Origin of the sequence: Marinobacter sp. CA1 (assembly GCF_020546665.1) — a bacterium.
In the GTDB taxonomy this organism is placed as follows: Bacteria; Pseudomonadota; Gammaproteobacteria; order Pseudomonadales; family Oleiphilaceae; genus Marinobacter; species Marinobacter xestospongiae.
In genome coordinates, this window is the sequence record NZ_CP071785.1 from 3,422,091 (window position 1) to 3,443,382 (window position 21,292).

A 21,292-nucleotide genomic window follows, 5' to 3' on the forward strand; every position below is an offset into this window, starting at 1 on the left:
TGGGCAGTTATCAGACAGGGGCCATTATGCTTGACTGACACCCGCTGGCATTGACCGCCGAGTCGTCGACTGCGGTCGAACGGGAGGAAAGGCGTTTATAGACCGGCGCAAGCTGCTGATTCCAATGGGCCTTACAAGCAGAAACAAATCTGCAATAGAAACAAGGGGCCTACTGGCATTTTTTAACGTCATGTAGAAGTTTTCAACATAGAACAGGGGGCACTTTTGGGCTATGGTTAGACAATGTTTGGATGCCCCACCCAACCGGGAACTTCGCCATGTCGCGCCACGTACCCAGCCCCATGCGCACTCGCCTGCGCACGCTCCGTCCAGGAAGGACACTCCGGCACTGGTGCGCCCTGCCGCTGCTGGCCCTGTCACTGGCTCAGCCGGTAACCGCCGATACCATTGCCCCCCAGGGCCACTGGAAAAGTCAGGTACTGGATTACGCCGATCGCTCACTCACCGGCCAGCAGGCGCTGAGTGTGGCCGCTGTCCCCCTCAACGGCCCAGGCATCGAGCAATACATCAATGCCGATCGCGCCATGAGCCCCGGCTCCATCATGAAGGTGGTGACCACCTTTGCGGCGCTGGAAATCCTCGGGCCCACCTATCACTGGGACACCAATTTCTATACCGACGGCCGGTTTCAGGGGCGGACCCTGGATGGCAACCTGTACGTCAAGTTCGGTGGCGACCCCAAGCTGACCATCGAGCGCCTGCGCACCACGCTCAGCGAACTGCGGGGCATGGGGCTGGATACCATCACCGGCGACCTGGTCCTTGATGGCGAGGTGTTCCAGCTCTCCGGTGGGGTACCGGCGTTCCAGGACAATGGCAACAACCCCTACGCACCGTTTCTGGTGGAGCCTTCGGCTTACCTGACCAACCTCAATCTGCTGCACTTTCAGGTGCGGGCAGATGAACGGGGCACCCAGGCCTGGGGCTCCCCCAACCTGGCCCAGGTCCATATCGACAACCGTGTAACCGCCGTGGCGGAAGGTGACTGTCCCTCACGCCGCTCCTTTGCCTGGGAACCCGTGTTTGCCGACAACGGCCAGATCACCGTCCGGGTCAGCGGCAAACTGCCCGAGGGCTGTCGCACCACGGCCTACTTCTCACTGTTGCCCCACGAGCAGTATTCCGCTGCCCTGATCCGATCACTGCTGAGCGATCTGGGCATTCGCCTGCAGGGCCGGGACCGACTTGCAGCTGCACCGGAGGACGCCCGCCTGCTGTTGAAGATGACCTCACCGGACCTGGTGTCGGTCATCCGCGACATCAACAAGTGGAGCAGCAACGTCATGGCCCGCCAGCTGTTGCTCACCATCGGCTCGGAAAGCCGCCAGGACAGCGACACCGACGACCGGGTCGCCGGCATCCGGGCGGTGTACCAGTGGCTTGAGGAAAAAGGCGTCAACACCAATGGCATGGTGATTGATAACGGCGCCGGCCTCACCCGCCACGGCCGCATTTCCGCCCGCCAGGGAGCCCAGATTCTGCTGCAGGCCTGGAACAGCCCCTTCGCCGCGGACCTGATGGCGTCCATGCCTCTGATCGCAATGGACGGCACCATGGCAAGACGGCTGCGCAACGCCGGCATGGATGGTGAGGGCCGCATCAAGACCGGCTACCTGGAGAACGTACGCTCCATTGCCGGCTTCACCCGCGATGCATCCAATACCACCTGGGTGGTCGTAGGTATGGTAAACGACGACCCCGCCTGGAACGGCCAGTCGGTCCTCGACCGGGTGCTGTACTCCCTGCACCACAAGCCCCCGGTAGGTACCACCCTGTCCAAGGCGGAATGATTGACCGGCGCCCACGCGCCCCGTCCTGACTGATCTGACGCCTGCGTGGTCCCCGGCAACGGAAGGGCCCATGGTACCGAACAACCGCTCACAACGGCCGTCGGCGTTTCGCCGGCTGGCCGTCTACCTCCTCATCACCTGTGCAGTGATCACCAGTGGTTGCAGCTCCAATCGATTGGCCTACCGTTACGCCGACTGGGCAGTGGTGTGGTGGGTGGAGGATTACCTCACCCTCAACGAGGACCAATCTCAGCAACTGCAGAAAGACCTGGACCGACTGGTGAGCTGGCACTGCCAAGTGGAGCTGCCACGCTATGCCCAGTGGCTGCGCCGGTTGGAACAGGACCTGCAGCCAGAAGTCGCCGATCGCACGGTGCTGCAACGTCACCAACAGCAACTAACCGCCTTCCTGCCGCCGCTGCTGGAACGGCTGGGCGACCCGGCCTCGCGGTTACTGGCATCGCTGTCAGAAACCCAGGTTGAGGAACTGGCTGCCAATATGGAATCCCGGCACCGGGAACTGCAGAGTGAATACCTGCTGGCCTCGCCGGAACAAACCGGGCAGGCGCGGGCGGAGCGGATTCAGGAACGCGCCGAACGCTGGCTGGGGTCCCTGAACCGGCAACAGCAGGACATCGTGGCACAATGGGCCATCAACCGGGGAGCCCAGACCCGGATCTGGCTGGACGGGCGCCGCAAGTGGCAGGAGGCGTTCCTTGCGTCTCTCGCCAGCCGGCACTCAGCCGGCTTTACGGATCGTCTTGGTCACCTGATTGAACACAGCGAAGAAGCCAGAGGCGCCCGCTATCGAGCCATGACCAGTGACAGCCGCAACGCATTGGTGGACCTGAACTACCGCCTGCTGTTGAACGCGGATCAGCGTCATTGGCAACACCTGCGGGCCGAAGTCGCGAGATTGCGGGAGGATGTTGAGGCCCTGGCCTGCGGCAACGCAATGACCGCAGACCAGTTGAACGCAGCCCCGCTAGGCCGGTCCTGAGATCGCCTCAGCCGACCACGACGCTTAAACCGTCAGATAGCCGCCATCGGCGTTGATGCAGGCACCGGTGGTATAGCTGGAGGCCTGTGACACCAGGTAGAGCACGGTGCCGGCCATTTCATCCGGATCGGCCACCCGCTTCATCGGTATGTGAGCCATTGCCTGCTTGCGAATGGCGTCGTTGGTGGTCAGGGCGCTGGCAAACTTGGTGTCGGTCAGGCCCGGCAACAGGGCGTTGACCCGAATGTTCTGCTGCCCCAGCTCCATGGCGAAGGACTTGGTCATGGAAATAACGGCGGCCTTGGTGATTGAGTAGATGCCCTGGAAATGGCCAGGATTGACGCCGTTAACCGACGCCACATTGACGATGGCGCCACCGCCATTCTTCTTCATCAGCTGAGCGCCACGGGCACACATAAAGAAGTAGCCGCGAATGTTCACATCAACGGTCTTGTTGAACGCCGCCAGGTCGGTGTCCTCCACTGGCCCGAAGTAGGGATTGGCCGCGGCATTGTTGACCAGGATATCGATCTTGCCGTGATTCTGCTCGATATGGGTCCAAACCGCCTCGATTTGCTCCATATCGCCAATATGGCAGGCATAGGCCTCGGCACTGCCACCGGCCTCGCGAATGCTGGAAGCGACTGCCTCACAGCCATCAATTTTACGGCTGCTGACGATGACATGGGCGCCCTGTCCAGCCAGGGTACGGGCGATGCTCTCGCCAATGCCCCGGCTGGCGCCGGTCACCAGAGCGACTTTTCCTTGCAGGTTAAACAGATCGTTGTTGCTCATTGACCAATCTCTCCGTATTAGCGAAAACTCACCAGGGCCAGGTCTTCGGCCTCCAGGTGACTGTAGTTGTTGAACACCGCCAGACTGCGGCGGCCGCCGGAATAGAGCACCCGGGTCACACTGGTGTTGGCGATCACCTCATTCAGCCCCAGGGTGCGGGCATCATCCAGCCCGAGCAGATGCTGCACCATCACCGAGATCGGGCCACCCGATGTGGTTACCAGCACATCGCTGCCATCGGCAAAGGCCACCAGCTCTTCGAAGGCGGTCAGTACCCGCGCTTTGAACTCAGGCCAGGTCTCGCGGTAGTCCGAGTCATGGTCACCGCTGGCCCAGCGCACCACGGCGGCCACGAACGCGTCCTGAAACGCTTTCGCCGGTTTGGGAAAAGCCTGAAGATCCCGGGCCATGCGGGCCCGGTCAGCCCATTGCGGCCTATAGCACTCGATCACTGCGGTATGATCAAACTCGTCCAGGCCGGCCATCACCCGCATATCGGGCAGGTCACGGCCGAACCCGCTGGCAATGGCCTCGGCGGTTTCCCGGTGACGCTGTAGCGAGCCTCCCACCACAGCCTGGGGCGAAACCTTGCCCGCCAGCCAGCGTCCCAGTACCCGTCCCTGCTGCCAGCCACGTTCCGACAACTGATCGTAGTTGGCTTTACCAAAACTGGCCTGGCCGTGGCGAATCAGGTAAATGGCTGCCATTACAGCTTACTGGCCTGGATCAGCCGCTGGCAGCGCTGCTGCAGATAGTTGGCGGCCTGACCAAAGGCCGCAAACCGCTTGTCTGCGGTCTGGCCATGGTAGTAGCGGTAATAGATCTGCTGGATGATCACCGCCAGCCGGAACAAACCGTAGACCTCGTAGAAATCAAAGCTGTTGATCGACAGCCCGGCGCGGTCAAGATAGTAAGCGACCACTTCCTCCCGGCTCAGCATGCCTGGCTGGTGCGTGGGCTGGCGCCGCAGCATTTGCATACCGGGATCATCATCGGCCTGAATCCAGTACGCCAGGCTGTTGCCCAGATCCATCAGCGGATCGCCAATGGTGGCCATTTCCCAGTCCAGCACGCCGATCACCTCAAACGGGTTGTCGGGGTTGAGCACCACATTGTCGAAACGGTAGTCGTTGTGGATCACACACTGACCAATGTCATCGGGCATCTTGTCCTGCAGCCACGCCATCACCGCCTCGAAATCACCGACATCGTCGGTACGGGCCTTGCGGAAACGCTCACTCCAGCCACCAATCTGGCGCTGCACATAACCGGCGCCCTTGCCCAGCCGGTCCAGGCCGGTCGCCTTGGCATCCACCTGGTGCAGCTCCACCAGCTTGTCGATCACATTCAGGCACAGCTTGCGGGTATCGGCCTCATTGAGGGCCAGGTCGGCGGGAAAATCCTGCCTCAGGATGACGCCCTTGAGCCGCTGCATCACATAGAAATCGCAACCCAGCACCTCATGATCATCGCAGATTGCGACAATGTCGGGCACGTACGGGTACACCGGCTTGAGCGCCTCCATCACCCGGGCTTCCCGCAGCATGTCATGGGCGGACTTGGCAATCTTGCCGAACGGCGGTCGGCGCAGTACGTAGGATCGGTCGCCGTAATCCACCTGATAGGTCAGGTTGGAGGCGCCGCCCGGGTATTGCCGGATGACTGGTTCTCCGGTCAGCTCTGGCAACGCCTGCTTCATGAAGCGGTCAACCGCCGCCACATCCAGTTCTTCACCCTTGCGGATTGCCACCGCCTGGTCGATCTGGCTCATTGCTCTTCTCCTATTGGGCAGCCTTCGCCATCTTGCCCATCCAGCGTTTGGTTTCCTGGTGCATTAACCAGTCGAATGCGCGGGGGACGTATCGCTTGAGAACCCACATTCGACGCTCCTTGGCATGGGGCAGCACCCAGAACTGGCCAGTGCGGACGGCGCGATGAATGTCTTCCGCCACCTGGTCGGCCCCCACGCTGGAGCGCTTCATCAGTTTGTTGACGTTCTGCTGCATGCCGGGAATGTCCGACCGCATGGTGCTCGCCAGGTTGGTCTGGAAGAACGCCGGACACACACAGCACACGCCGATGCCGGCGTCCCGCAGTTCCTGGCTCAGGGTTTCCGACAGTGCGATCACGCCGGCCTTGGAGACGTTGTAACTGCTCATCACCGGCGCCAGCATCAGCCCCGCCATCGACGCCACATTGACAAAGGTACCGGCGCCCTGGCGCTTGAACAGCGGTGTGAACGCCTTGCAGCCCCGGACCACCCCCAGCACGTTGATATCAAGAATCCATTCCCAGTCCGCCAGGGTGCTGTCTTCAATGGTACCCGCCGAGGCGACGCCAGCGTTATTGACCACCACGTCTACGCCGCCCCAGCTATCCAGCAGGGTATCGCAAGCCCGTTCCAGATCGGCCAGTTGCCGCACATCGCAGTTCAGATACAGGGGCTCACCACCGGCGGCGCGAATCTCCGCCTCCACCTCGGCGCCCTGCTGCGGGTTGATATCACCAATACAGACTCGGGCACCGTCACGGGCATAGCGCAGGGCAAGGGCACGACCAAGGCCGCTGGCGCCACCGGTAATGAAAATTCGTTGCATGGTTTGCCTCGTCGTTGACTCTGTGAGCGTTGCCGGCGCTCAGCGGTATTTTCTCAGTTCCATCCGCGCCACGGTGGCGCGATGCACTTCGTCCGGACCGTCCGCCAGGCGCAGGACCCGGGCGTAGGCAAACAGCTGGGTCAGCGGGAAATCGTCATCGCTGACACCGGCGCCGCCGTGGATCTGGATCGCCTGATCGACGATGGTCTGCAGCATCTGCGGAATCACGGCCTTGATCATGGCCACCTCGGCAAGCGCACCCCGAATGCCTTTGGTGTCCAACAACCAGGCGCATTTCAGCGTCAGCAGCCGGGCCTGCTCAATCGACATGCGGGCGTTGGCAATGATGTCCGGATTCCCCCCGAGCTTCGCCAGCGGGCGGCCAAAGGCCTCGCGGCTCACCGCCCGTTTGATCAGTAGCTCCAGGGCCCGTTCCGCGGCACCGATGGCCCGCATGCAGTGATGCACCCGCCCCGGCCCCAGACGACCCTGGGCGATCTCGAAACCGCGCCCGGGCCCGGCAATGAAAGCGCTGGTCGGCAGGCGCACGTTGTCGAACACCACCTCGCCGTGACCATAGGGCTCGTCGTAGGCGCCAAACACCGGCAGCATCCGCTCGATCGTCACACCCGGCGTGTCCAGCGGCACCAGGACCATGGAATGCTGGCGATGCTTGTCAGCCTGGGGATCGGTCAGGCCCATGAATATCGCCACCTTGCAGTCCGGGTGACCAATGCCGGTACTCCACCATTTGCGACCGTTGAGTACCACTTCGTCGCCTTCCACCGTGGCGGTGGCCGCCATGTTGGTGGCATCGGACGACGCCACTCCCGGTTCGGTCATACAGAACGCCGAGCGGATCTCGCCACTGAGCAACCGCGGCAGCCACTCGGCTTTCTGCTGCTCCGAGCCGTAGTGAATCAGCACCTCCATGTTGCCGGTATCAGGCGCGTTACAGTTGAAGATCTCCGGCGCGATAAAGCTCTTGCCGGTTTCTTCAGCGATCAGCGCGTAATCGGAATTGAGCAGACCGCAACCATGGGCCTCGTCGGGAAAGAACATGTTCCACAGTCCCTGGGCCCGGGCCTTTTCCTTGAGCTCACGGATAACCGGCAATTCCACCCAGCGATTGTCCTGGGCCGCCAGCTCACGATGGTATTGCGCTTCAATCGGAAAGATCTCGTCCCGCATGAATGCCTTGACGCGCTCGAGATAGTCCTGCCCCTTGTCGGAAATAGTGAAGTCCATGGTGATTCCCTCATCAGTCGATTGGCACCAGTCTAGGAGCCCTCAAGTTATCAAGCGACTGAATTATTTTAATCCGCTATCATAAGGCTGACTTATTCACAGATCCGCGAACCATGGCACTGAATCGACTCGACCTGAACCTGCTGCACGTCTTCGACACCATCTACCGGGAAGGCAGCCTGACCCGCGCGGCCCGGGCGTTGCATCTGACCCAGCCAGCCATCAGCCACTCTCTCGCCAAGCTGCGCGAACACTTTGACGACCCGCTGTTCACCCGCCAGGGCAACCAGATGGTGCCCACTCCCCTGGCCCGCCGATTCCTCGCCTCCATGCGACCGGGGCTGACCCAGATCCAGAGCGCCGTCAACCAGTTCCACGCCTTTGATCCCGCCAGCCATCGCAAGACCTACGCCCTGGCGATGCGGGACGTGCTGGAGTCCACCTTTCTCCCCAGCCTGATGGCACGTCTGGAACCCTATCCGGAACTGGAAATCATCAGCCAGCGGGTGGCCCGGCGGGATATGGAGACCCAGCTCGCCGCCGGCAAGCTGGATTTTGCCGTCGACGTGCTGCTGCCGGTGTCCGAGCAGACGGCCCATGAGCGGCTGCGGCAGGATCGCCTGGTGGTCATCGCCCGCAGTGACCACCCGCTGGCCCACGAGCCGCTGACTCTGGACGACTACCTGGCGGCCAGTCATGTACTGGTATCATCCCGGGCGGAGGGCCCCGGTATTGAAGATTTTGAACTGTCCCGGCAAGGGGTTCAGCGGCGCATTCGTCTGCGCTGCCAACACTACTTCGCAGCCTGCCGGGTGGTCGCCCAAAGCGATCTGCTGCTGACCATGCCGGAAACCTACGCCCGCATCATTGCCGAAAACACCGGTCTGGCCCTGCTGACCGCGCCTACCAACCTGCCCGATCTCGATGTCCATCTCTACTGGCACCGGCCATATGAGCAGGAGCCGGCACTGGCCTGGTTTCGTCAGCAACTGCACCGCATCGGCCAGGAAACGGCTGATGTATCAGGGGCGGGCTAAACTGCCCCGACCAGATACAGGAACGCGGCAAACCCGCTACCGGTCACCAGCAACGCCGCCAACACAATCCCCAGCCCCCACCACATGGCAGCGGCATCGGAGATAGCGACGTCGTGGCCGCGCAAGGTTCGGTAAAACGCCCAGGGACCCAACAACAACGCGCCGACACCGGCGAACACCAGCCCAATGGCGACACCGGCGAAGGTCCAGGTTGCCAGCACGGAGGTCCGGTCCGCGAGCTGGTCGACCACACCATGGCGCTGCAGAAAGCGACGACAGAACAGCCACAGCAGGCCAAACAGCGCGATCACAAACAGCACCGCCCCCAAGAGGGTGAGAACACGATAGAACAACTGGGTAACTCCTTGTTACGGCTAGGATGGTTCAGCAAACCCCATTCAGCGGGGAATGTAAACCTCAGGTAACTGATCGAACGCCGGCCGGGCAAACAGGTAGCCCTGGAACAGTCGCACTCCCCGCTCCCGCAACCAGTCGTACTCCGCCTCGCTTTCAATCCCTTCCGCCATCACCTGCACTCCCAGGCGACGGCAGGTCAACAGCAGGCCATCCACCACCGCCTGACTCCTCGGACGCTGATCAATGTCGCGAATCAGCATCATGTCCAGCTTCAACAGGTCCGGCGGGGTATCCATCAACACATCAAAGCGGTTGTAGCCGGCGCCGAAATCGTCCAGCGCCACGCTGAACCCCATCTGCTGGTAGCTGGCAAGAATCGACAGAAGATGCTCCTTTGACGTCAGCGCCTCGCCTTCGGTGACCTCGAAGATGATCCGGCTGGTATCGAAGTCGTAATGTTGCGCGGCCGCCAGGGTGGTGCGAATACAGTACTCCGCCCGATAGACCGCATTGGGCAGGAAATTGATGCTCAGGCGGGCGGTCATCCCCAACCGCGATGCCAGCTTGACCGCCCGCACCCGACAAACCTGGTCAAAGGCATAGCGGTTGGCGTTATGGACCCGGCCGAGCACTTCACCCGCCGGTTCGCCCTGCTCGCCACGGACCAGGGCCTCGTAAGCGAACACTGTACGGGTCTCGGCATCAACGATGGGCTGGAAGGCAAAACTGATAGAAAAATCCAGTCCCGCGCCACAGGCGCACAACTCACAGTGGGACTCGTCAAACAATTCCTGTGGAACCGACATGCTGCATCCTTTGTCATGAAAACCGGTAAGACAGCTTCAACACCAGCATAGAAGCTCCAGTGGCACATCAAGCAGGGTCCGGAAGAAGGCTCCGGGCTGGCGAGGGCCACTGCCACAGCTACACTGGTTTCAGGATTGAACAGCCTCACAACCGATGTCGCATCTTGCGACTACTTGCTTGTACGACCGATGGATAAGGAATCCCTATGGCCAAGACTACCCGCATTGCAATCACCCCCGGCGATGGCATCGGCCCGGAGGTCGTCGCCGAAGCCGTTCGCTGCCTGGAGGTACTGAGACAGCAACACCAGCTGGAGCTTGAGTGGGTCCGCTTCCCCTGGCCGTCCCATGCCTGGCACGAGGAACATGGCGAATCCATGCCGGCAGACGCATTGCAGCAGTTGCAGGCATTCGACGCCATCCTGCTCGGTGCCCTTGGCGATCCCGGTCCGGTGAACGATCCCGACCGCTACCTGCTGCCAGACAGCGTGTCGCTGGCGCCATTGCTGCAGATGCGTAAAGGTTTCGACCAATGGGTCTGTGAACGCCCGGCCCGGCTGCTGCCCGGCGCTCGCCAGTACCTGGCGGATGACCGAGCCCGCGACATCGACATGCTGGTGATCCGGGAGAACTCGGAAGGCGAGTATGTCAGCCAGGGCGGCCGGCTGCGCCAGGGCACCCGAGACGAAATTGCCACCCAGATCGAGCTGTTCACCTACCGTGCCACGGAGCGGATCATCCGCTACGGTTTCCAGCAAGCCAGACTGCGGGCTGCGCAGCGCCGGGCCGACAATCAGTCGCGTCAGTTCCGTACCCAGGATGGCCGCCAGTGTGACAGCCAGGTCTGCGTGATCACCAAACGCAATGCCCTGCGTTACTGGGGCGACCTCTATACCGAGGTCTTTGAACAGGTGGCCGCAGACTATCCCGATGTCGCCACCCACCACGAGCTGGTGGACGCCGCCTGCATGAAGTTCGTCCAGTGCCCCTGGGCGTTTGATGTGGTGGTAGCCAGTAACCTTCAGGGGGACATCCTGACCGACCTCGCGGCTGTGCTGTCCGGCGGCATGGGGGTGGCGCCGTCCTGCAACCTGAATCCCGACAACCCGGAGCTGCCGTCGATGTTCGAACCCACCCACGGCAGCGCACCCGACATCGCCGGCCAAGGCATCGCCGATCCCACCGCCATGCTGTTCACCACCGCGCGGATGCTGGAGTGGCTGGGCCGTCAGGATCGCCGCCTGGCCGAAGCCGGAGAACGGCTGTTTCAGGCCGTCGCGGATGATCTGGCCAGTCAGCACGGCCAGGCCCGGGATACCCGTACCATTGGCGATGCAGTATGCCAACGGCTGGGCTAGACAGCCCTGGCAGGGTGATCCGAAGCTTTCAAAGGTTCCCTTGCAACACAGGCATTTAAAATCCTCGGCTTAAGGGCTAGGCTGGGAAAGACCAACTCAATTCGGGAGGTGCACCGTGACGGATCATAAAGGCAAACTGTCTCCCCTGCTGAAGCAGGCAACCGGTATCGTGGCCGCCAAGGGCGAAGGCTGCCATATCATCGACCCGGAGGGTCGCCGTTATCTGGATTTCACATCCGGTATCGGCGTCACCAGTACCGGCCACTGTCACCCCAAAGTGGTTGAAGCGGCCCAGAAGCAGGTCGCCACCATGATCCACGCCCAGGCCACCACGGTGATGAACCCGCGCTTGCCGGAACTGGCAGAGAAACTGGGGGAACTGACCCCGGACAACATCGACGCTTTCTTCTTTTCCAACGCCGGCACCGAAGTGGCCGAAGCCGGCATCCGCCTGGTGCGTCAGGCCACCGGTCGCCCTAACATCATTGTGTTCCACGGCGGCTTTCACGGCCGAACCATGGGGTCACTGTCGCTGACCACCTCCAGCGTTGGCCTGCGGGCCGGCGTCAGCCCGATGATGGGCGGCGTGGTGGTGGCGCCCTTCCCCCACGTGCATCACTACGGCTGGTCGGAAGAGGAAACCACCGACTTCTGCCTGCGGGAACTGGACCGCATCTTCGTGACCTACTCGGCGCCCAAGGAAACGGCCGCCATGATGATCGAGCCCGTGCAGGGCGAAGGCGGTTACGTGCCGGCCAACCGGCGTTTCATGGAGGGATTGCGGGAACGCGCCGACAAGCACGGCATCATGCTGGTGTTTGATGAGGTGCAGGCCGGCTTTGGCCGCAGCGGCCAGTTCTGGGGGCACGACCACTTTGGTGTCAAGCCGGATGCCATCATGATCGCCAAGGGGCTGGCCAGTGGCTTCCCGATTTCCGCACTGGCGGCCTCGGAAGACACCATGGCCAAGGGCTGGCCCGGCTCTCAGGGGGGCACCTACGGCGGCAATGCCGTCGCCGCTGCCGCCGCCCTCGCCACCATTGACGTGATTCGCGAGGAGCAACTGGTGGCCAATGCGGAGGCAATGGGCAAGCGACTGCGGGACGGCCTCGAAAGCCTGCAGAAAGACTATCCGGAAATGGAGGATGTCCGTGGCCTTGGCCTGATGCAGGGGGTGGAAATGCGCCGCGACGGCCAGCCGGATGGCGAACGCGCCGACAAGATTCTCAAGGAATGCGAGCACCGTGGCCTGCTGATGCTCCGCTGCGGTCCCTACCAGGAGATCGTGCGCTGGCTGCCGCCGCTGATCGTCAACAGCCAGCAGATTGACGAAGCCCTGGGCATCTTTGAGGAAGCGCTCAAGGCCACCGCCTGATCTGCTGCTTTCTCAGCCAGCGGCACCGCCCAGGTGGTGCCGCTGGCTGAGACACACTCTATCCCGCGTAACCCAGGGACTTGTTCACTTCATTGAACAGCGACTCCCCCTGGTGCCAGCGATCAAAATTTTCCAGGAACTGATCGGTCAGTGCCCGCCGCCAGCCGATAAAATCCCCCGCCATGTGTGCCGTCATGATGACGTTGTCCCGTTCCCAGAGCGGGTGCTGCGGCGGCAGTGGCTCCTCCTCGAAGACATCCAGCGCGGCACCGGCGATCTGGCCCTGGTCCAGCGCGGCCACCAGATCATCGGTCTTCACAATCGGTCCCCGACCAATGTTGATCAGGCGTGCGGTGTCCCGCATCGCGGCAAAGGCCTGGGCGTCAAACAGGCCCTCAGTCTGCGGTGTCAGAGGCGCGGCAATGACCACATAGTCTGCCAGCCCCAATTGCTCCATCAGTTGCTCCTGGCTGTGTACCGCAACAAAATCCGGGTCGTCATGACGTTCCCGCCGGGCGATACCATGGGCGTGCATTCCCACCGCGGTCACCAGCCGGGCAATCTGACGACCAATCGAACCGGCTCCAACCACCAGCACCTGCCGGCCCTCAGCCCGCTCGGTATCGCGATGTTGCCACTGGTGCGCCAGCTGGTAGCGGATGGATTGCGGGAAGTCCTTGGCGAACATCAGAATCGAGCACAGCACGTATTCGGCGATGGTGCGATCAAAGATGCCCCGGGCGTTGGTTACGGTCACGGGGCCTTCGATCAGGGCCGGAAACATCAATGCATCCACCCCGGCACTGGTGGCGTGTATCCACTGCAACCGGTCCGCCGCCGGCCAGGCCGCCGCCAGCGCCTCGGTGCGGAAATCCGTCACCATCATTACGTCGGTCCCCGGCAGGGTCTCGCGTAGCGAGGCTTCGTCCGAGGCCAGCCGGACCTCGGCGCGGCTGCGCACCGCCTCCAGCCCCGGTGGCTCAGGATCACCCGGGGCAGTCAGCACAGTGACGACAGGACGGACATTGGTGGACATGGCAGTTCTCCATTTGATTGCTAGACATCAGCGCAGTCACGGTTTTAACGAGGCCAGAATCCCCCGCAAACGGTAACGGTTTCCTCAGTCTGGGCGCTGGGAAAAAGCCGGTCAAATTCAGGGGTTGTCCCGCCTGCGTTTCCTGTCTAACCTGCATGAAGGTCCTGAACAATGGTCGTTCGACCTCAGGCCTTCGCCTATGTGATCTCAGGAGGTGTGTATGCCGGAAGCAGCACGGGACGCAACAACCGCCCAGCCACGCAAGATCAAGTACCGCAAGTCGAAAGCCCGCTGGCATCCATCGATGCAGGCGATACCGGTTCCAGGCATTCGCCGCATGGTCAACATGGCCGCCACCATGAAGGACGTGATCCACCTGTCCATTGGCCAGCCCGACCTGCCCACGCCCCCGCACATCGTCGATGCCTACATCGATGCCCTCAGGGCCGGCCAGACCGGCTACACCATGGACGCCGGCCTGCCGGAGCTATTGGTGGCACTGCGGGACTATTACGGCAAGCGCTACAACCGCAAGCTGACGCGGGACAATATCCTGATCACGTCCGGGGCCACCGAGGCCATGTACCTGGCCATATCCGCCACCGCCGCCCCCGGCCGCCAGTTCATCGTGACCGACCCGTCGTTCCTGCTGTATGCACCGCTGATCCGCATGAATGGCGGTGAGGTGAAGTTCATACCGACCCACCCGGAGAACAACCACCAGCTCGATCCCGACGAAGTGATTCGCGCCATGGGGTCGCGCACGTTTGCCATCATCCTCAATTCCCCCAACAACCCGACCGGCGCGGTCTACCCCCGCAGCACCATCGAAACCATTGTTGAGGAATGCGCCTACCGTGGCATCCAGATCTACAGCGACGAAGTCTACGACCACCTGATCTTCGATGACGACGACTACGCCAGCGTGCTGAGCTGCGCCGTCGACCTGGATAACATCATGTGCATCAGCAGCTTCTCGAAGACCTACAGCATGGCCGGGCTGCGGGTGGGCTGGGTGATCTCCAGCCAGGCCGCGATCAAGTCGCTGCGCCGTTACCACATGTTCACCACCTCGGTGGCCAACACCCCCTCCCAGTTTGCCGGAGTGGCGGCGCTGACCGGCGACCAGCAATGCACCCGGGACATGGTCAATATCTATCGCGAACGCCGCGACAAGATCATGGACCTGATCGACGAAACGCCACACCTCACCGGTTACAAGCCCGGTGGCGCGTTTTTCTCGTTCCCCAACCTGCCGCCCCATGTGGACGGCTCCGATCTGGCCCTGCGCATGCTCAAGGAGACCGGTGTTTGCGTGGTACCTGGCGATGCCTTCGGGGAGGATACGGCAAACGCCCTGCGGTTCAGCTTCTCCACCTCCTGTGAAAAACTGGAGGAAGCGTTCGACCGCATCATCCCGTGGATGGCCAAACAGCAGTTCTGATCAAACAGCAGATCTGACCAAGCAACCCGACGGACACAGACCGCAACATGGCAGCCCTGGAACACGCCACCATACAATGCCCCTACTGCTGGGAGATGCTGGACATCAGCATCGACCCCAGCGTATCGGAGCAGACCTATGTGGAGGACTGCCAGGTCTGCTGCCAACCCATCGTGATCACGGCTGCCATTGACGACCGGAGTGAACTGACCGTCACCGCCGAGGCGGAAAACGCTTGAACCGTCGCCGACGTATGCCCGGCCGTGGGCGTCAGCGACGGGTGACCGATCAGTAATACGCCACAGCGCCCCCCAGCAAGGCAATTACAGGTAGAATAACGACAGTCCGACTCACTCCGACCCTAGAGGCCCGCGATGAAGCAACTGCTCGCCACCTGTCTGTTGGCCCTGACCGTCAGCGCCTGCGCCAGTTTCTCCCCCTATTCCATCAGCGAGGGCACGCTGGAGAACCATCTCGCCCGCGCCATCAATGACTTTGACCGGCAGCAGCTCCAGGCTGGCTCGCCGCTGAGCGTCACCCTGAACGATGCCGACATTACCCTGGGGCCCGACGGTCGTGACGTCGCGGTGATCGACATCGACGGCCAGATTGCCGTCAACGCACTGATGACCAAGATTCCGGTGGATGTGTTTCTGAAAGTGGAAGGCGCGCCCGTGTACGACGCCTCAGAGAAAGCCATCTTCATCCGTCGCCTCCAGTTGCTGGACAGTCGCGTGGAATCCAACCTCTTCAATCAGGACCTCAAACCGCTCACCGACACGGTGATGCGGGCCGTGGCCCAGTTGCTGGAAACCGTTCCAGTGTACCGGCTGGATGAGTCCGACGCCCGCCAGCGGCTGTTTGGCATGGTGCCCATGGACATCCGCGTTGCCCCCGGGCGCATTGAGTTGGTGATGGACGAGCAGAAAGGTCGCGCGCAATGATCACCATGGAATTCCTGGTCACCTGTCTGGTGCTGGTGCTGATCCCCGGCTCTGGTGTGCTCTACACCGTTGCCACCAGTCTGGCTCGCGGCCCTCGTTCCAGTGTCGTCGCCGCCTTTGGCTGCACTCTCGGTATCCTGCCCCACCTGGCGGCAACGGTGCTGGGCCTGGCCGCCATCCTGCACACCAGCGCCGTGGTGTTCCAGGTTCTGAAGTTGGTGGGCGCGGCCTACCTGCTCTACCTGGCGGTACAGACCTGGCGCAACCGGGGCGGGTTTGCCCTGGAGGAAAGTGATGACGGTGAAGGCTCCGGCAACCTGGTGGTACGCGCCATCCTGTTGACCATTCTCAACCCCAAGCTGAGCCTGTTTTTCCTCGCCTTCCTGCCACAATTCGTCACCGTGGGTGCCGAACAGGCCACCACCCAGTTGGTGGTCCTCAGCGCCGTCTTCATGGCTATGACCTTTGCCGTCTTCGCCGGCTACGGCTTCCTCGCCAACCTGTTCCGCCGAGCAGTGATGGAGTCCCCCAAGGTCCAGGGCTGGCTCCGCCGCGGCTTTGCCAGCACCTTCGCCGCCCTCGGCGCCAAGCTGGCCCTGGCGGAGCGGTAGCTGATCGGTTCAGCCATTGCGAAGTCAGGGCCTCCCTTTGCCCAATATGGAATGTTAAAAAAGGAACTTTAGTAGTGATTCACACCATCAAATCACTGGTAGCCGGCGGCCTGCTGCTGGCTACAACAGGTTGTGCAACAACAGACACAGGCAGAGCGATTGCGTTGGTCGAAGAGGACCGGGACCAGGAAGCCCTGGTGTATCTTGAGAGATCCGCTCAGGCGGGAAGCAAGTATGCGGCGCTGCTCGCAAGCTTTCTTTACTTGTCCGGCGATCAGATTCCGGCCGACTTCGACAGCGCAGAGAAATACCTGAAGCTGGCACGAAGCCTGGAGGACGTACATCAGGGCCAAGTAATTGACTACTTCACGGTTCTGGCCGAATCACAGTGGATGTTCTACGACGGCGATCCAGCCAACGATGAAACTGCGGCGAACCTGCTTCGCTCAGATAATTACGCCGACTACGCACCGGCGCTCCGGCTGCTGGGAACAGCCTATGGATTCGGCATAGGCGTTGAGAGAAACCATCGTTTGTCCAAGCTCCTGTACGAACGTGCGATCGAGCATGATGACGGCAGCACAGCAAAGTCCCACTATGCTTGGTGGCTGGTCGCGCATCCAGACGAAAATTACAGGAACCCGCCCCATTCCCAGCGACTTCTGAATGAGATCATGACTGATTCGGAGTGGCCGGATCATCCGATCGACTACAAAATAACCGCCGCGATCTTTGCGGCCAACGGCGACTTCGACCAGGCGCTCCACTATCAGGGGGAAGGCATCCAGAGGCTCAAGGTGCTCGAAGACAATTCCGCCAATTTCCACCGACAACTGGCGAGTTACCGATGTCTAGAGCGAGCCTACGGACACCGGATTGCCTGGCATTATGAGCCGGAGGATACCCCCTTCGACTACCATGCGATCACACCTTGCCGCTAATTGCCATCAGGCAAAAAAAGGCACGCCCACATGGACGTGCCAGACTGCTGACAAACCCCGGTTTTCCGGGGTTTGTTGCATTTGGTCGTTCTGTTTTCAGCCGACGGTCGCTTGAGTCAGCCTTCCTCGTCGATACTTCCTATCAACCAGTTTTTGAGTCCATGCCAGGATTGATGCCTGTAAGACCAGTGCTGCGAGCGATTTCAGCCCCAAAATACGCGCCAGGAGCTGCGCGATCTTCTTCATGTTCTGGGCAGTCGCAGCCAACAGACATTGCTCGCGGACCTTTGACAGCCCTCGCAATCGAGCATAGCGATGGCCATGCAACTGCTTGGCATCCGCGAACGAGCGCTCCTCCGTCTCTTGCCGTCGTTTGTACAGCGCCTTGCCCCAAGGCGTTAATCGGTTGTGGTCGACTCGTTCTTTGCAGTCCTGCCAAACGTGGCGGGTGAGCACCTTGACGTGGTTAGCGCTGCGCGTGCACTGACCAAGTAGCGGGCAGTCTTTGCAGTGAACCGGGTTGGACTTGTACTCCCGGTAGCCCTGCCGGTTGGTGGTGGCGTAGATCAGTAACTGTCCCTCGGGGCAGCGATAGGTATTGGTTTCCGGGTCATAGGTGAAGGCGCGCTTGGGGAGATAGCCCTTGGGCTTGTTGGGGCGTCGGTAGCCCATCACGCCATAGATGCCCCGGTCTTCCAGGCCCTTGCAGAGACCCGCCGTGTAGTACCCCGCATCCAACCCCACACCCCAGACGTCAAAACCGAAGCGTTCTCGCTGGCGGTCCAACCGATCGAGGTAAGGCCGGCTGTCATGGAGATTGGCCGGGGTCGCGTAACTGTCTGTGATGATGGCATGACGCCCATCCACCGTCCGGTGGTCCAGATAGAAGAAGCCCTTGGGTTTCCCTTCCCGCACCATGTAACCGCTGTCCGAGTCGGTACGACTCACCTTGGTGTCCTTCATTTTGGGCGGCTGCTCGGACAACTTCGTTTTCAGCGGCTGCTTGCCATGAGCCTTGCGGTCGCTCTCGATCGCCTGCTCCAAACTCTCCAGGTAATCCACCACCTTCACTTCCGCCTGTGCCAGGTCGTACTTGTTCTTGTTGGCGTTGGCCTTGAGGTGGGTGCTGTCGGTGTAGAGCACTTCGCCACCAACCAGGCCGTACCTCATGGCCTGAAGCACGATCTCATCGAAGATCTCCTGATAGATGTGGCTGTCATGAAAGCGACGACGGCGGTTCTGGCTCAGCGTGGAGGCATCTGGCACCTTGTCGGTCAGGTTGAAACGCAGGAACCAGCGGTAGGCCACATTGACCTGAATCTCCCGCACCAGCTGCCGCTCACTGCGGATACCGAACAGGTAGCCCAGAAACAGCATCTTGAACAACACCACCGGATCAAGGGCCGGGCGGCCGTTGTTCGCGCAATACAGGTGCCGTACACGCTCACGAATGAACTCGAAATCAATGGCGTGATCGATTGAGCGAAGCAGATGGGTTTCAGGAACCAGGGACTCGAGACAGACCATCTCGAGTTCGTGTTGTTGTGGGGAGGGCTCTTTGAGCATGGGGCAGCCTCTGGAAAGTCGCTGACCCAATTACAACAAACCCCCGCTACCATGGCGAGAGTTTGTCAGCAGTCTGAGGCACGCCCATGGGCGTGCCTTTTTGTTTTCACGGTGCCTTCCGGTTATCCGGCCTGATGGAACGTCGTGGCCGAGTACCGGGATTGCAGTGGCATCAGATCAAATACCCGCTCCGGACGGATGGGGTCCACCAGCTCCGTGGCCGACTTGTAGACCCTCGGTGTGGTGTACAGATACTTGATCGCAGTGCTGTGAGGCATTGCCATATAGCGGTCGCCATGATGCTGTTCCAGCCATTCCCGCACCCGCGGCGCCTTGTTGGAAGACATCTTCGGGAAGAAGTGATGCTCCACGTGATGGCTGAAGCGGTAGTGCAGTCGGTCCAGGATCGGGTTGCTGCGCAGGCTCATGGAGTTGTCCAGCGGGTTGTTGCTGACCGTCTGCGGGCGCAGGAAGTGGTTGGTGAGGATGTACCCCTGACCAAGCGCATTTGCCACCATGAACGGGATCAACACCGTAAACACCGCCAGCGGCCCGGACAGGATCGCCAGCACGGCCCAGGCCGCCACGCACAGGTAGGTCTGGCGGATGGCCTTCTTGCGGTCAAAGCCCTTGAAAAGCTTGCGACGCTTGGCCTGGAACCACAGCACCAGCTGCGCATGCATGGTGAACGAATAAGTCAGGAACAGGTAGCTGTACCAGGTGCCTGACCCCGGTGCCAGCTTGGTGAACTTCTGTTGTTTGGGGTCCACCCGGTAGCGACGAAGGGTACCAAAGCTGTCCGGGTCTACATCGCCCATGTTGGTGTTGCCGTGGTGCACTACATTATGCCACTTGCGCCAGAACTCGGGCGGGACGATCAGCGGGCCGAACCCGAGCCAGCCAAAAAAGTTCTGCCAACGCTTGCTCATACCCAGCGCACCATGCAGTACCTCATGCGCCAGGAGCGCCTGGGAACCAATGGTGTGCCCCACCAGCAAAGCCAGGCCCAGGTTGGCATACCAGGGCAGACCCGCCAGAAGAATGGTGGCAATCCCTCCCCAGATCACCAGCTGGAGCGGCAGGAACCAGATGACCCGCCAGGTCTGGGCCTGAAAGGTATCCGCTGGCAGCTCCTTACGCATGTCGTCGCGAAGCTTGCGTTCATCCTGGAAGCCGAAACCACTGGTCTCAAACGATTCGGGTTTGACAGCTGCGTTCATTCAATCACCTACGAAATTCAGCGTACATTTGTTAGCTGAATTTACAGAACTGCCTGTGACAAAGCAATGGCATTTACATAAACATTTGATTACAAAACAACCGGCCAGAATACCGAAAAACTAGCAATAGCTTGATTAAAAATGAATTTATATAGACTTCCATTTCTGAGAAACACTTCCAAACGATCACCAAGATCTCGATAATTTGCGAACACCCGTACCTCTATCCGAATATTGCATTAACCAGAGACGGCTGTCTGAGTTGGGGAATATGACACGGCAGGCATCGCCAACGGCACAGGCACAGGCACAGGCACAGGCACAGGGACAGGGACAGGGACAGGGACAGGAGAAGAACAGCCAGAACAACCTCCGGAAATAAAAAAAGCTCCCGAGCCACAGCCCGGGAGCTTTCTGTTTTCACGCTGGCCAGTGCCCGTAGGGCGACCTGGATCAGCTACCGGATAATGAGGTATCCGAAGGATCGATCTCCATCTGCTGGATGGCGATTACCGCCTGGGTGCGGTTGCGCACCCCCAGCTTGCGGAACACCGCCGTGATGTGAGCCTTGATGGTGGCCTCCGACACGTCCAGATCGTAGGCGATCTGCTTGTTCAACAGGCCTTCGGCGAGCATCCCCAGCACCCGGAACTGTTGCGGTGTCAGTGATGCCAGCTTCTCGGAGAAGTCGGGGGCATCGGCCTGCAGTCGCTCAATTTTCTCTGCCACACCATCCGGCAGCCAGACGTCGCCTTCCAGCACAGCCTGAATGGCCTCCGTGATCGTGGGCAGCGACGCCGACTTCGGGATGAAGCCGGAGGCGCCGTAGTCGATTGAGCGTCGCATCACCTGGAGCTCCTCAGAGCCTGACACAACCACCACCGGCAGCCCCGGATACTGTCCACGCATGAACACCAGCCCGGAGAAGCCGTGAGCCCCCGGCATGTTCAGATCCAGCAGGACCAGATCCGCATCCGGATGGGCCTCCACCGCCGCCTGCAACGCCTTGATGCTTTCCACTTCCACCGTTTCGGCATCAGGTACTGCCTGGTTGACCGCCTGCTTCAGGGCTGCCCGAAACAGGGGGTGATCATCGGCGATGATAATTTGTTGTGCCATTCAACAGAGTCCTCACAGGTGTCAGGC

General features: G+C 61.0%; 21 protein-coding genes. 10 read left to right on the top strand and 11 right to left on the bottom strand.

The features are described 5' to 3' along the window. Positions 1-278: 278 nt before the first annotated feature. Positions 279-1,811, top strand: a complete 1,533-nt coding sequence (gene dacB, locus J2887_RS15640) for a D-alanyl-D-alanine carboxypeptidase/D-alanyl-D-alanine-endopeptidase (protein ID WP_227172026.1) — start codon at positions 279-281, stop codon at positions 1,809-1,811. A 70-nt stretch (positions 1,812-1,881) separates the two neighbouring features. Further along, entirely contained in the window at positions 1,882-2,811 is a 930-nt protein-coding gene (locus tag J2887_RS15645) for a DUF6279 family lipoprotein (RefSeq protein ID WP_227172027.1), read from the top strand. A 24-nt stretch (positions 2,812-2,835) separates the two neighbouring features. On the opposite strand, the gene J2887_RS15650 is transcribed toward J2887_RS15645, so the two are convergent. Genes J2887_RS15650 through J2887_RS15670 form a run of 5 tightly spaced genes read right to left on the bottom strand, consistent with a single transcriptional unit; the run spans position 2,836 to position 7,451 of the window. Beyond that, positions 2,836-3,606 (bottom strand): SDR family oxidoreductase, encoded by a 771-nt coding sequence (locus J2887_RS15650; protein ID WP_227172028.1) that lies wholly within the window; start codon positions 3,604-3,606, stop codon positions 2,836-2,838. A 17-nt stretch (positions 3,607-3,623) separates the two neighbouring features. Next, positions 3,624-4,313: a histidine phosphatase family protein gene (locus J2887_RS15655; protein WP_227172029.1), complete on the bottom strand. Its 690-nt coding sequence runs from the start codon at positions 4,311-4,313 to the stop codon at positions 3,624-3,626. Continuing rightward, entirely contained in the window at positions 4,313-5,377 is a 1,065-nt protein-coding gene (locus tag J2887_RS15660; RefSeq protein ID WP_227172030.1) for a phosphotransferase family protein, read from the bottom strand. The genes J2887_RS15655 and J2887_RS15660 overlap by 1 nt, the downstream gene beginning before the upstream one ends. Positions 5,378-5,387: 10 nt before the next feature. Continuing rightward, entirely contained in the window at positions 5,388-6,203 is an 816-nt protein-coding gene (locus J2887_RS15665; RefSeq protein WP_227172031.1) for an SDR family oxidoreductase, read from the bottom strand. 39 nt (positions 6,204-6,242) lie between these two features. Beyond that, the gene (locus J2887_RS15670) at positions 6,243-7,451 is read right to left on the bottom strand and encodes an acyl-CoA dehydrogenase family protein (RefSeq protein WP_227172032.1); all 1,209 of its coding nucleotides are present in this window, start codon (positions 7,449-7,451) and stop codon (positions 6,243-6,245) included. Between the two features lie 113 nt (positions 7,452-7,564). Here J2887_RS15670 and J2887_RS15675 point away from each other — a divergent pair, with 113 nt between their 5' ends. Continuing rightward, positions 7,565-8,488, top strand: a complete 924-nt coding sequence (locus J2887_RS15675) for a LysR family transcriptional regulator (RefSeq protein WP_227172033.1) — start codon at positions 7,565-7,567, stop codon at positions 8,486-8,488. Here the strand turns inward: J2887_RS15675 and J2887_RS15680 are convergent. Together J2887_RS15680 and J2887_RS15685 are read right to left on the bottom strand one after the other, a co-directional pair. After that, positions 8,485-8,841: a hypothetical protein gene (locus J2887_RS15680; RefSeq protein WP_227172034.1), complete on the bottom strand. Its 357-nt coding sequence runs from the start codon at positions 8,839-8,841 to the stop codon at positions 8,485-8,487. The two genes, J2887_RS15675 and J2887_RS15680, sit on opposite strands and share 4 nt — an antisense overlap. 45 nt (positions 8,842-8,886) lie before the next feature. Then, positions 8,887-9,651 (bottom strand): EAL domain-containing protein, encoded by a 765-nt coding sequence (locus J2887_RS15685; protein WP_227172035.1) that lies wholly within the window; start codon positions 9,649-9,651, stop codon positions 8,887-8,889. A gap of 206 nt (positions 9,652-9,857) precedes the next feature. Here J2887_RS15685 and J2887_RS15690 point away from each other — a divergent pair, with 206 nt between their 5' ends. Both J2887_RS15690 and J2887_RS15695 read left to right on the top strand, forming a co-directional pair. Next, on the top strand, positions 9,858-11,009 hold the full coding sequence (locus tag J2887_RS15690; protein WP_227172036.1) for an isocitrate/isopropylmalate dehydrogenase family protein: 1,152 nt from the start codon (positions 9,858-9,860) through the stop codon (positions 11,007-11,009). A gap of 115 nt (positions 11,010-11,124) precedes the next feature. Next, positions 11,125-12,384 carry an aspartate aminotransferase family protein gene (locus J2887_RS15695; protein ID WP_227172037.1) on the top strand — a complete coding sequence of 420 codons (1,260 nt, stop codon included), beginning with the start codon at positions 11,125-11,127 and terminating at the stop codon, positions 12,382-12,384. 58 nt (positions 12,385-12,442) lie between these two features. Here J2887_RS15695 and J2887_RS15700 read toward each other — a convergent pair whose 3' ends face one another. After that, positions 12,443-13,420, bottom strand: a complete 978-nt coding sequence (locus tag J2887_RS15700; protein WP_227172038.1) for a D-2-hydroxyacid dehydrogenase — start codon at positions 13,418-13,420, stop codon at positions 12,443-12,445. Positions 13,421-13,640: 220 nt separating this feature from the next. On the opposite strand from J2887_RS15700, the gene J2887_RS15705 reads away from it, so the two are divergent. The 5 genes from J2887_RS15705 to J2887_RS15725 all read left to right on the top strand — a co-directional run bounded on the left by J2887_RS15705 (position 13,641) and on the right by J2887_RS15725 (position 17,360). Then, positions 13,641-14,864 carry a pyridoxal phosphate-dependent aminotransferase gene (locus J2887_RS15705; RefSeq protein WP_227172039.1) on the top strand — a complete coding sequence of 408 codons (1,224 nt, stop codon included), beginning with the start codon at positions 13,641-13,643 and terminating at the stop codon, positions 14,862-14,864. A gap of 47 nt (positions 14,865-14,911) precedes the next feature. After that, on the top strand, positions 14,912-15,103 hold the full coding sequence (locus tag J2887_RS15710; protein WP_227172040.1) for a CPXCG motif-containing cysteine-rich protein: 192 nt from the start codon (positions 14,912-14,914) through the stop codon (positions 15,101-15,103). A 135-nt stretch (positions 15,104-15,238) separates the two neighbouring features. Then, entirely contained in the window at positions 15,239-15,808 is a 570-nt protein-coding gene (locus tag J2887_RS15715) for a DUF1439 domain-containing protein (protein ID WP_227172041.1), read from the top strand. Then, positions 15,805-16,419, top strand: coding sequence for a LysE family translocator (locus tag J2887_RS15720; RefSeq protein ID WP_227172042.1), 615 nt, complete (start codon positions 15,805-15,807; stop codon positions 16,417-16,419). Before J2887_RS15715 ends, J2887_RS15720 begins: the two co-directional genes overlap by 4 nt. Positions 16,420-16,493: 74 nt before the next feature. Next, entirely contained in the window at positions 16,494-17,360 is an 867-nt protein-coding gene (locus J2887_RS15725) for a tetratricopeptide repeat protein (protein ID WP_227172043.1), read from the top strand. A 96-nt stretch (positions 17,361-17,456) separates the two neighbouring features. Here the strand turns inward: J2887_RS15725 and J2887_RS15730 are convergent, their stop codons facing one another. From J2887_RS15730 to J2887_RS15740, 3 genes are all read right to left on the bottom strand, one after another. Then, positions 17,457-18,926, bottom strand: coding sequence for an IS1182 family transposase (locus J2887_RS15730; protein ID WP_227172044.1), 1,470 nt, complete (start codon positions 18,924-18,926; stop codon positions 17,457-17,459). A gap of 122 nt (positions 18,927-19,048) precedes the next feature. Continuing rightward, the gene (locus J2887_RS15735; protein WP_227172045.1) at positions 19,049-20,146 is read right to left on the bottom strand and encodes a fatty acid desaturase family protein; all 1,098 of its coding nucleotides are present in this window, start codon (positions 20,144-20,146) and stop codon (positions 19,049-19,051) included. A 453-nt stretch (positions 20,147-20,599) separates the two neighbouring features. Continuing rightward, positions 20,600-21,265, bottom strand: coding sequence for a response regulator (locus J2887_RS15740; protein ID WP_227172046.1), 666 nt, complete (start codon positions 21,263-21,265; stop codon positions 20,600-20,602). Positions 21,266-21,292: the final 27 nt, after the last annotated feature.

Coding starts and splice junctions, on each gene's coding strand:
- J2887_RS15670 (WP_227172032.1), bottom strand. CDS start 7,451: ATGGACTTCACTATTTCCGACAAGGGGCAGGACTATCTCGAGCGCGTC.
- J2887_RS15720 (WP_227172042.1), top strand. CDS start 15,805: ATGATCACCATGGAATTCCTGGTCACCTGTCTGGTGCTGGTGCTGATC.
- J2887_RS15705 (WP_227172039.1), top strand. CDS start 13,641: ATGCCGGAAGCAGCACGGGACGCAACAACCGCCCAGCCACGCAAGATC.
- J2887_RS15660 (WP_227172030.1), bottom strand. CDS start 5,377: ATGAGCCAGATCGACCAGGCGGTGGCAATCCGCAAGGGTGAAGAACTG.
- J2887_RS15665 (WP_227172031.1), bottom strand. CDS start 6,203: ATGCAACGAATTTTCATTACCGGTGGCGCCAGCGGCCTTGGTCGTGCC.
- J2887_RS15730 (WP_227172044.1), bottom strand. CDS start 18,926: ATGCTCAAAGAGCCCTCCCCACAACAACACGAACTCGAGATGGTCTGT.
- J2887_RS15655 (WP_227172029.1), bottom strand. CDS start 4,313: ATGGCAGCCATTTACCTGATTCGCCACGGCCAGGCCAGTTTTGGTAAA.
- J2887_RS15690 (WP_227172036.1), top strand. CDS start 9,858: ATGGCCAAGACTACCCGCATTGCAATCACCCCCGGCGATGGCATCGGC.
- J2887_RS15645 (WP_227172027.1), top strand. CDS start 1,882: ATGGTACCGAACAACCGCTCACAACGGCCGTCGGCGTTTCGCCGGCTG.
- J2887_RS15715 (WP_227172041.1), top strand. CDS start 15,239: ATGAAGCAACTGCTCGCCACCTGTCTGTTGGCCCTGACCGTCAGCGCC.
- dacB (WP_227172026.1), top strand. CDS start 279: ATGTCGCGCCACGTACCCAGCCCCATGCGCACTCGCCTGCGCACGCTC.
- J2887_RS15685 (WP_227172035.1), bottom strand. CDS start 9,651: ATGTCGGTTCCACAGGAATTGTTTGACGAGTCCCACTGTGAGTTGTGC.
- J2887_RS15735 (WP_227172045.1), bottom strand. CDS start 20,146: ATGAACGCAGCTGTCAAACCCGAATCGTTTGAGACCAGTGGTTTCGGC.
- J2887_RS15740 (WP_227172046.1), bottom strand. CDS start 21,265: ATGGCACAACAAATTATCATCGCCGATGATCACCCCCTGTTTCGGGCA.
- J2887_RS15650 (WP_227172028.1), bottom strand. CDS start 3,606: ATGAGCAACAACGATCTGTTTAACCTGCAAGGAAAAGTCGCTCTGGTG.
- J2887_RS15675 (WP_227172033.1), top strand. CDS start 7,565: ATGGCACTGAATCGACTCGACCTGAACCTGCTGCACGTCTTCGACACC.
- J2887_RS15700 (WP_227172038.1), bottom strand. CDS start 13,420: ATGTCCACCAATGTCCGTCCTGTCGTCACTGTGCTGACTGCCCCGGGT.
- J2887_RS15710 (WP_227172040.1), top strand. CDS start 14,912: ATGGCAGCCCTGGAACACGCCACCATACAATGCCCCTACTGCTGGGAG.